General features: G+C 38.0%; 11 protein-coding genes and 2 pseudogenes. 6 read left to right on the forward strand and 7 right to left on the reverse strand.

Features of this window, described 5'->3' with window-relative positions:
- Positions 1-453: 453 nt before the first annotated feature.
- Entirely contained in the window at positions 454-1,119 is a 666-nt protein-coding gene (locus ACZ444_RS14350) for a hypothetical protein (RefSeq protein WP_382358823.1), read from the reverse strand.
- A gap of 296 nt (positions 1,120-1,415) precedes the next feature.
- Positions 1,416-1,609: pseudogene (locus ACZ444_RS14355) on the reverse strand (DUF4177 domain-containing protein).
- 214 nt (positions 1,610-1,823) lie between these two features.
- Here ACZ444_RS14355 and ACZ444_RS14360 point away from each other — a divergent pair.
- Together ACZ444_RS14360 and ACZ444_RS14365 are read left to right on the forward strand one after the other, a co-directional pair.
- Positions 1,824-2,057, forward strand: a complete 234-nt coding sequence (locus tag ACZ444_RS14360; RefSeq protein WP_382358824.1) for an AbrB/MazE/SpoVT family DNA-binding domain-containing protein — start codon at positions 1,824-1,826, stop codon at positions 2,055-2,057.
- Positions 2,058-2,387, forward strand: a complete 330-nt coding sequence (locus ACZ444_RS14365) for a type II toxin-antitoxin system PemK/MazF family toxin (protein ID WP_382358825.1) — start codon at positions 2,058-2,060, stop codon at positions 2,385-2,387. It begins immediately after the preceding gene.
- 697 nt (positions 2,388-3,084) lie between these two features.
- Here ACZ444_RS14365 and ACZ444_RS14370 read toward each other — a convergent pair.
- Both ACZ444_RS14370 and ACZ444_RS14375 read right to left on the reverse strand, forming a co-directional pair.
- The gene (locus tag ACZ444_RS14370) at positions 3,085-3,390 is read right to left on the reverse strand and encodes a DUF5839 family protein (RefSeq protein WP_382358826.1); all 306 of its coding nucleotides are present in this window, start codon (positions 3,388-3,390) and stop codon (positions 3,085-3,087) included.
- Positions 3,391-3,763: 373 nt separating this feature from the next.
- Complete coding sequence (locus tag ACZ444_RS14375) at positions 3,764-4,654, reverse strand: helix-turn-helix domain-containing protein (protein ID WP_382358827.1); 891 nt, start codon at positions 4,652-4,654, stop codon at positions 3,764-3,766.
- 859 nt (positions 4,655-5,513) lie between these two features.
- On the opposite strand from ACZ444_RS14375, the gene ACZ444_RS14380 reads away from it, so the two are divergent.
- Positions 5,514-6,128, forward strand: a complete 615-nt coding sequence (locus ACZ444_RS14380) for a hypothetical protein (protein WP_464433877.1) — start codon at positions 5,514-5,516, stop codon at positions 6,126-6,128.
- A 241-nt stretch (positions 6,129-6,369) separates the two neighbouring features.
- Positions 6,370-7,206: pseudogene (locus ACZ444_RS14385) on the forward strand (sigma-70 family RNA polymerase sigma factor); the annotation flags it as partial.
- A gap of 20 nt (positions 7,207-7,226) precedes the next feature.
- Here ACZ444_RS14385 and ACZ444_RS14390 read toward each other — a convergent pair.
- From ACZ444_RS14390 to ACZ444_RS14400, 3 genes are all read right to left on the reverse strand, one after another.
- A complete protein-coding gene (locus tag ACZ444_RS14390; protein ID WP_382358818.1) occupies positions 7,227-7,778 on the reverse strand; it encodes a hypothetical protein in 552 nt (183 codons plus the stop codon).
- A 309-nt stretch (positions 7,779-8,087) separates the two neighbouring features.
- A complete protein-coding gene (locus ACZ444_RS14395) occupies positions 8,088-8,396 on the reverse strand; it encodes a helix-turn-helix domain-containing protein (protein ID WP_382358819.1) in 309 nt (102 codons plus the stop codon).
- A 6-nt stretch (positions 8,397-8,402) separates the two neighbouring features.
- Positions 8,403-8,771 carry a type II toxin-antitoxin system RelE/ParE family toxin gene (locus tag ACZ444_RS14400; protein WP_382358820.1) on the reverse strand — a complete coding sequence of 123 codons (369 nt, stop codon included), beginning with the start codon at positions 8,769-8,771 and terminating at the stop codon, positions 8,403-8,405.
- Between the two features lie 746 nt (positions 8,772-9,517).
- Here ACZ444_RS14400 and ACZ444_RS14405 point away from each other — a divergent pair.
- Positions 9,518-9,820 (forward strand): DUF2089 family protein, encoded by a 303-nt coding sequence (locus tag ACZ444_RS14405; RefSeq protein ID WP_382358821.1) that lies wholly within the window; start codon positions 9,518-9,520, stop codon positions 9,818-9,820.
- Positions 9,817-10,110 (forward strand): hypothetical protein, encoded by a 294-nt coding sequence (locus tag ACZ444_RS14410; protein ID WP_382358822.1) that lies wholly within the window; start codon positions 9,817-9,819, stop codon positions 10,108-10,110. The genes ACZ444_RS14405 and ACZ444_RS14410 overlap by 4 nt, the downstream gene beginning before the upstream one ends.
- The last annotated feature ends 139 nt before the right edge of the window (positions 10,111-10,249 follow it).

Below are 10,249 nucleotides of genomic sequence, written 5' to 3' on the forward strand. Positions count from 1 at the left end.
TTTAGACCTTTCACGACATGTATGGTAACCTTAACTAGTTAAGGAAACCATACACCAAAAAGAGGGCCTCTTATAATTAGTAGTATCCTACACCTAGCTAAAATAAGGCCGTGACATAATAATTCTGTCACGGCCTTTGTATTCATGTAAATCACGACTTTTTAGTAAAAAACTATAGCTATTTAATATTCTATCTTTTCTTTTTGACTGGGTCTTGAAATAAATTTAATCACTAAGGGTGATAAAATTGCTATGGTCAAACCCAAGACAAAACTATCAGAGATAAAATGTATGAACGCGCTGTTTATGGTTTGAATAGCTATTAATATTAGATAAGCACCTACATATGAATAATCATATACTTTTTTCTTAAATATAGGTATATCTATATAAATTATGATAAATACGCCTGCTATCAATAGTAAGTCAATCATAATTCTCCAATCGTTAAGATCATTGTGGGAAGACTCCTGTAGGAACAGCAGCATAACCTAAACCTGTAAATCTAATTCTAACTCCATTGCCCTGGTTTTCATCCTGTATCATATTACCGAATCCTACTAATCCTCCACCAATCGCACCTGATATTGCACTAACTAACTGTGTAGGAGGTACTGGTATAAACCTACTTATTACCGCAGCTCCATCCATTGCTCCGCCACTTGTTTTGAAAGATTGGTAAACAGTCCGTGTCTCAGTGCTATTCAAAAATATATTGTATCCCCACCAATGGACATCAACACCACTTCTTCCTGAGGCAAATAATGATATGTCTCCATTTGAAGTATTAAGTCCTTGAACATCTTGATCAACAGAAACTTCTAAATCCTCATTTATATCTGCCTTTCCATCTCTAACGAGTTGATTAAGATAATTCATCCAATCCTCGATACCTTCTGTTACTTTTTTCGGTATTTCTAAATCTTCTTTATACGATGAATCAAGACTAATCGTGCCATCATTATCAATTTTAACATATGTCTCTAATTGGTTAATATAGTTATCCATGTTTTGTTCAGGTACACCATCTTCTGCTTTATTCAGAGATGAAGCACCTACACTTATTGGCAATGTGAAAATGAGCAATGAAACTAACGCTACAAGAGACTTTGATTTCATTTGGAATCACCTTTCTTACATTTAGTATAGTAAAATAACTCTCTATTATACTGTAGTAGATTTCCGAAACAATTTCCATATTATGGAAGTAAAAATAAATATTTGTTTTATATTTTTTTGTAAAGGACTAGGATGTTTGGGGATACGGGGAACAGTTAACAACATCCTCATGTTTAATAATGCTCATCTGAAAAAAATAAATAGACTGAATATTTTAAACAATAATTGTTGTTTAAAAGAGGCAAAAGACAGATATTATGCGGGACTTTTAAAATCAAATACCCAGAAGAGAAGCATCATTCAATTTTTCTTTCAAAGATCAGTTCAAAATACCCCGCCATCCCCATCGTGTAGGTTGAAGGCGAAAAGATCTGTATAAAGCGCCATCCTTTTTCTGCATAATCACGTATGACCTGGTGATAATCTTCTTTTGGTTCACTGCCTGTTGCCTCCCCCTCAATTCAATTCTTTCAAACTTATACTCGTACATAAATGATTTATCGCCAGTTATACAATCTAACTTTATTAAATTTTAACATAACGTCATATCACAAATTAGAGCGATTCTGGTATTAGAATATGGGTTCATCTTGATCACGTAGGATGTATCATTTTTACAACTTAAGGGAATATATATAAATATATACAAAATGAGAAGAAAGCGTGATAGAATGGATATAGATCCTAAACAAGAGGTGGTAGCGATGACGACAGCTCAAAAATGGGGCGGCAGCATTGGTGTCCGCATCCCTCAAAAAATAGCTAAAAAATATGGCGTTGTAAGTGGATCACCCATTCAGGTATCTGACGATGGCGAAAAAATCATTATTCAGCCTGTCGAAAATGAATTCACACTGGAGGAATTATTGGAACAGTGCGAAGGAGACAATCCGCATGAGGAGCTATTCAGCGATTCTTCTGGAAAGGAAGAACTCTAAATGACGCAAACACCCGACAGAGGCGACATCATTTATTTAGATTTCAATCCGCAAACCGGACGGGAACAAGCAGGGCGGCGGCCTGCGCTTGTCCTATCGCCTGCCAAATTTAATCAAACGACAGGCTATGCCTCGGTGTGTCCTATCAGTCATACCACCAGACAGTGGGGTTTCCACGTTCATCTGCCTGATGGTTTACCCGTTGATGGTGTGGTGATTACGGACCAGCTCAAAAATCTGGACTTCCAGGCAAGAAACGCCACCATCAAAACACAAGCGCCTGATGACGTGATTGATACCTGTTTAAAAAAGATCCATACATTTTTATAGCAACAAACATTTGAGGCTGATTTTCTAAACTGAGAATCAGCTTTTAAAAAATACATCACGAACCGTCCAGTATTCCAGCAACTTAATCAGCCCACCTCAGAATGCTAAAATACCAACAAACAATATAAAAAACGATCCCAAAACGTCATAACATCACTCAACCGAATAACAGTTTTTCTCCTATACAACTCTTTTGACCTTGAACCAACACCCCTTACTTGAACTAACAAACAAACCTAAACCACACCAACAACAACTAACACACCACACATCTAGCCATAACAACTCACCAGCCCATCAGAATTTCCATTTTCCCATGACCACACGATCTCATAAGTCAAAACTGACGTTGTGAGCGTGTGGTCATGGGTACGAATCTTTGGGAATTCTGATGGGGCGCTGCTAGAGCAAATTTAACATGAAATACCAAATTCACCTCTTTTACCAGGTCTTTTGCCATATCTTTTACCACTTGTTCTAGCAAAACTATCAAACCAACACCAAACTAGGGAAAGAGGCCATCCCAGATACTAGATTCTTAACCCAACCTAAAAAGTCACGGATACTCTAGATATGTAATGGCAGACTGGCTCATTCTTGAAACTCATTTGTATCGGGCACTTCAGCAACATGATCAAGCGTCCTTTTCAGGGCATTAAAACTATTATGCAACTTTATTGGTTAAATGAAAACCCATTTAAGACGATGATGAATCCTGGTTTTGGCTGGAGCTTTCGGGTGCCCTCTCAACGATTTTCTTCACCTGCTTGTATTTTTTCTTGTCCCCGGTATTGTCCTCCCGAAGGACATCCATCACTAACACCTTTCTACGGCCTCTGGCTGTCATAACGATAACAATATCCCCTTTTTGAATGGGTGTTTTATCATCCAGCCGAAAACGCTTATGAATATGCCAATAATACAGCTTTTTCATATTTAAATTCATAACGCCGTTTTCATAGCTTATAATGTGATAGCCTGCGATAACATTACGCTCGTCCATGTCGCTTCCATCCCCTTCTATCAAATTCGTTTCATGCCCGAATACCAGCAGCGCGTGGCGCATAGGTATCAAAGGTCATCACCCAGCTGAGCTGGCCCCTCAAATGACGGGTGCGCCTCACAAGAATCCTCAGCAAGATGTCACATCACCAGAGGGGTAACCCAGTGGCACTCTGAGCGACTGGTAACACGGGTGGTGACATTTCCCTCTTTTACATCCAGGTGGCGGTTGATGAACCAGCCATCCAGAAAACATACAGGACCTTCTCAAATCGTTTTTAACGTTAACACGGCCATTAACCCTTTTAGTTTAAAACAGAAGCACACAGGTCATCTGTGAAGCTTTAAATAATAGATTAGCTTAGGATTGACTATCAAACTTCCGGGTCCAGCCCATCATTTAGCCAATCAAAATACATACTTGTATCGCGCTGGGCTTGTTTCTGCTGAGCCACTTCATTTTCACGTTCAACGTCCAGAGCCGTTTTGGAACGCTTTTTCAGACCATTTACGAAGAAACGTCCAAAGTATGTATAGGATTCACCTTGGCTGATCTGGTCTTTCATATAATCCAGCTGATTGCGGGCATCTATTAATCTATAATCTATCACATGCTGATCGAGCATTTCCGTCATAATGTCCTGAACAATATAGGGATCCAACATCTCACGTTTCAGATGATCGAATAACGATTTGAGGTGCGGGTTGTTTTCAGTCAGTTGGGTGAGTTCTTCACGAATGCTTGCGCGCATTTCTTTATTCTCATCATCGTTAGTAATTCTATTTCTATTAATTCTATTTCTATTAGTAGTCCAATTATCGGTAGTCGGATTATCCGACGTCGAAAAATTGGACTTTGGATAATCCGTAGTCCAATTTTTGGGATATGGATCTTTTTTGGCTTTTTGATCATTCTTTTCAGGGGGATTAGGGACGGCTATGACTTTATAAATATTCCGTTCAAATTTTCCTTTATCGTCTTTTTCATGTTCTATTTTCAAATAACCTTTATCCTTAAGCTGGTTCATGTACTTATAAAAGGTGTCCTGCGATTTTATTCCCAGTTCATACTTCATGAGAGAAATGCTGGGGAATGCTTTTCGACCATCAATGTCTGTAGGATTACCAGCCAGGCTGCATATGTAAGAATAAATAGCTTTAGCTTGAATACTGATTTTGCTATCACGCATAACTTTTTGAGCTACCCAGCCATAACCATTTTCATAAATTGTGCCTTCAAACATAACGACTGCATCTTGTGCCATTAAAAAAACCTCCTATATCCCTGTCACGAAATGTCCAAACCTAACAGAGAAATCGAAGGCTTCAATCTTTACAATCAGTACATTCATGTGTAAAATAGATTCTGAATTAACGATTGAATCATTTGTGATTCCCCTGTGCCCAAAAATTGTCTGTGGCTGGACACTTGGACAGGGAATTTAATTTTTAACTCTATTAAATATTATCATCAGGCAGGAATTTTGACAACATTTGCTAGGTGTCTGATGGAAAGAACAGCAACCCAAAGAAGAGGTTGCTGTTCTTTTTTTATGTTCAAGTAAAATCGGCCAGTGAACGTTATCATCGTTATTTAAAAGATGGCATTTGAAATAGAGTTCAATAATTAAAAACAGGACCTATTTGTTAAAGTATGAGGGGTATTGGTCCTGAAAGCATCAGACGAGCTGTGAAAGATTCTGTGTGTTTATATAGGGTGCTCTTGTTTTAAAGATTCGTTCTTTGAAACGCATGATTGTTTTGTTTATGAATTGACGACTTTAAGCTTTCGTGGATCTTGAAGATGCACTTTCGTTTGTTAAAGAAACATCACGACCAAATGGAAGTGCCCAACTATATGCAGTGGTTTTTAAAACTAAAAAACTGCATTTAAGTTGGGTTTCCTGCGGGGGCTCTTTTAAGACAAAAAACCTATAATGGCATAACGGTTTTGCTTTATTTTCATTAGTCATTTCAACTTCGATGATTTTTTACTATTACATTTTCAACACCACTTTCGAAAAGGAAGCTATGGCGGACCATATCGTATTGAAATTCAAAAGTTATCGGCGACATTAATATTTTTTTCTGTTACTCTTATTAAAATAGAGGTGAGGTGATGATATGACAGACGATACAAAGGGCAATACAGAAGACAATATGGAATATACCGAAAAGGCTTATGCGACAGGTGAAGTTGCGACTATGCTGGATATATCAGTACCTGCTGTTAGAAAGTACGCGCAAATATTGGAAAGCAAAGGATATACGTTTATACGGTCTAAAAAAAAAGGGAAGTATCAGGCGAGACTATTTGTAGAAAAGGACGTTACAGCATTAAGATATTTGAAAGAAATAAGATCAAAAGGCAATACAACTGTTGATCAGGCTACAAGTATTGTCATAGAGCGATTTGGTAAGGGGGCGATACAAGCTGTAAGGGGTGGCGATACAGAACAATCACAACAATATGAGGGGCAATATACCAATGAAGATGTCGTGAATTTAATAAAGCAGCAGAACGAACTTATAAAAGATTTATCAGAACGGCTGGATGAGCAACAGGAATACATAAATACGCGGTTAAAAGAGCGAGATCAGGCCTTGTTACAGACTCTGGATGATAAACTGGAAACGCGTAAACAATTGGCCTCAACACAGGAATCTGAGGAGGCAAATGAGTCGTCAAAGCCCGGATTTTTTGCGAGACTCTTCGGGAAGGGTAAGACGAATGATTGACCCGCGTATATGACAATTGATGTTATGATTGAGAGAACACCATCAAGACGCTTTCATAATACAATCATTGTTGCATTATGAAGACATTTCTATTCTAAAGAGGCTTTTGTAAATTAGAATAGTAGCATGATGATACACCTATATTGAAACTGTCAATATAATAGATTAATAGGAAAAGGAAAGAACGATCATGACGACTAATAAGGTTAATCAACCGGGGAGTTATGCCAGTAGTCAATTGGGCATGGACATGGATGATACCGTGCGAATGTATTTAAGGGAAATAAGCCAGGCTTATTTATTATCAGCTGACGATGAAGTCCAGCTTGCCCGCCGGATTGAGGCAGGGGACGAGGAAGCCAAAAGGCAGCTGACAGAGGCCAATCTGCGCCTTGTGGTCGATGTGGCCAAACGCTATACCGGCAATGGCTTGCCGCTTTTAGATTTAATTCAGGAAGGGAATACCGGGCTTATGACGGCCGTGGCGAAATATGACTATCAGAGAGGGTTTCGATTCAGCACGTATGCCACCTGGTGGATAACTCAAGCCATAAAACGGGCTATCATGAATCAAACAAAAACGATTCGTAAACCTACTCATATCGTAGAAGCCACTAACAAATTGATGCGCATTCATCGCCAGCTATTACAGGATTTTGACCGTGAACCTACTGTCGAGGAAATGGCTAAAAAAGCCGATCTAGCTCCTGATAGAGCACGTGAGATACTGCGTCTTATGCAGGATACGGTTTCACTCGATACGCCAGTCAGTGATGAGGGGGATACCCATTTTGGCGATTTTATTGAGGATCCGTCTATACCGTCGCCATCGGGTCAGGCTTTTGATCAGGCATTAAAAGAACAGCTGAATCTTGTTTTGGCTGCATTAACGGACAAAGAAGCAAGTGCGTTGCGGCTTCGTTTCGGGCTTGACGATGGTTACATGCATACTCTCGCGGACGTTGGCACCAGATTTGGTGTCACGCGGCAAAGAGTCCGTCAATTGGAAGCGACAGCGTTACGCAAACTCCGTGATTCAGATTATGATCAGCAGCTAGAAGATTTTTTACCACAATGATCTTAAGAGGAACAACAGAATCAGGTTACTTTCTCCTGCCGCAGGTGTTCCAGTACCGCAAATAAGATCTGTTCCTCTTTGGTTTCATAGGCGGTATCTAGCTTAATGCGATGGCCATCGAACAAAGCAGCTTCCAAAAGATAGGGAATGCGCGGTGTCGCATAGCCTCGTTTGTGCTGCTGTAAATAGCCCCATGCATAGGTTTCGAATGCTTTGGAAAGGCCCATATGCTCCACACATGCGCGTACTGAAGATTTCTTAACTTCCAGCGCGTCCTCAAAGAGGTTTTTCCTGGCCAGTTCCCACCACATTTCCGCGCGAATGGCTTCTCGTGTGTCTTCTTTTACATCATTTGTTGTATTAGATGGATAAGTATCCATATGTTCCGGCATACGGGCACGGATGAAAGCTAGCAGATTCGCTTCCTGAATCAGCCATCCTTCTTTTCGGGATTTAGGTGGAATCCCTTTAATATACCCCTGACGCAACCATCGGCGTACACTTTCTTCATGACTCGTTATTTTATAGGCCTGCAGCAGTTTCAAAGCATCCCGCACGTTATAGAGCGCCATAAATTATCTATCCTTTGCAATAATAGTTGTATTAAATAAAGTGTACATGAAATCCTTATTTTAATGCAACAATTGTTGAAATGAAACCTTAAGGTAGTGATGTTGTCTTAAGACAACCATTACGCATTTGATTTTCCTAGAATATTTTAATTAAGAATTTTTATACCAGGTTGTTTTTTGGGCCTAGTTAACCCTTTTTATGAGAGTGGCATTTTTTATTTTTTATCAAGAAGGACATATACCATGACAAAAGGCTTCCAGCTCTATATAAGAGAACGAAGCCTTTTGTCATGGTTGGAAGTTCTGATGTTATTGTTTAATAAGGTTATCCTTGTCAAAGTCGATATCAATACGAACACGACCGCCAAGTTTCTGGGCAATTTCGCCAAATCTTCCAAGGGTCATATCAATTTCGCCATTTTCAAGACGGGAGAGATAGGACTGCTTTAAACCAATACGCTGTGAAAATTCTTGTTGTGTCATATTTAGCTGCTTGCGTATTTCAACGAGTTTGCAGCTCAATTCAAATTGTTGTTGGCGTTCCGGATCTTCCCATACCTGTTTAAATTCGGAATCATTTTCTCCCAAGCTTTTTGCTAATCGGTCTGTCAGGCTCATAACACGTTACTCCTTTCCTGTTCCAAAGCGTTGGAGCCAGTCTTTCCGGTACGCCTCGCCTCTGCGTATTTCCCGTTCATCAGCTTTGTTTTGCTTTTTTTGATAACCATGCGTTAAAACAGCAGTACGCCCGTACCAATGAAACCAAAAGGTTCGGAAGACATCGCTTCCTTGTTTCGTTCGAATATAAGAAAGGTTCTTCGTTATTTTTTCACAGAATCCTGGTTTATGCCGAGGACCATAACGTTCGAATCTCTCGATATCTTCTAAAACTTTTGCTGCTTTTTTAGCTGGCAATGTTTTTAACCACTCAAGCAGGGGATACTCATTATTTATGGTTTTGTATTCTAATGTTTCCCATTCTTCCATATTCATACGTTTATTATAATATATATGTTATAAAAATGAAATTGATCTCCAAAAATAAAATATGAGGTATTCTCACACTCTTTATTCTTTTCCGTGCAATGTTTTCCTAGAACATCCCATGTGAAAGTTTAATTGTGCTAAAATTGAACCAATATAAATTTAAATAAGGATTGCTAAACTATCGGGGCAATTTGTGGCATAGTAAATTTAAAATGGTGAGGTGTAGTCTTGGGATATAAAAGTAATGAGAAAAAAACCTTTTTCACAAAAAAATTCATCATTTTTATTATAATAACTCTTATTGTTGCAATTATATTGGGTATCGTAGCCGTGAATATCGATAATAATCTCCTTCGCGCTATACTTGTCGTATCAGTTGTTTTTGTGCTTAGTTTATTTGGAAGAGGTATGCGGAATTGAACAATCTTTAGGTCTGTCTGAAAATGACAGGCTTTTTTGTTTTAATTAAGCCATTTCGATGTAATGTTTTCCTAAAACCTTACATGTGAAAATCGTGTTGTGATAGGATTAAAGCAACCAAAATTTAAGTGGAATTTGCTCAACAATCGGGGCCATTTTGTTAAATTAATGTCATCATCATATTAATAAAAAGGATTCTGCTTTTAAAAAGTAGAATCCTTTTTATTGTATAATATTTAATTATTTATGAAATAAATATTAAATATTATTAAATAAACATTTTATTTTATTAAATTTTATGCTAATCTAAAGTTAAGGAGCGATGAAGCTATATGGATATTAAAGATGTACCAGATTGGATATTATCTTTGGATGAGGAAGATGTGGAATTCATTAAGAAATTTGTGGTGAATTCGGGATCTTTAAAGGAAATTGCAAAAGTTTATGAAGTTTCTTACCCAACAGTGAGAGTAAGGTTGGATAGGTTGATTGAAAAAATAAAATTGAATGATGCTGTAGATAATGAAGGATTTATAAAGTTCATTAAACAACTCTCAATTGATGATCGAATCAATTTGGAAGAAGCAAAATTGATTATAAGTAAGTATAAAAAGGAGAGGGATGATAAGTTATGACAGCTTGGTTAATAGCAATAACAATAACCATATTACTATTTATTGTTCAACACTTTGCATCGATAAGTAGGATACCTTGGTTAGGAACGATTATTCCGACTGCTTTAGCTATTGTTATAGTGAGTATGTTGGTTCTTGGTAAACTGGAAATAAACTCTTCCAGGGATTTATTCTTTATGATAGCTGGGCCATTAGTATTCTTGAGTCTGTGGGGAGAAGGAAGAAACTCATTAAAGAGAAAGAGAAAAAAAGAATTAAATAAAATGAAGACTTGGGACTTGAGAGATTAAACAAAGTAGTGCACCAAATGGGTACGTTTGTTTAACAAGAGCTCTGTCTCAATAGACAATTTTTTATTATTTAAGGAAGATTAGATGTAATGTTTTGCTAAAACCTTACATGTGAAATCCCCATTTGACAGGCTTTTCT

It is taken from the genome of Lentibacillus kimchii (genome assembly GCF_055381965.1).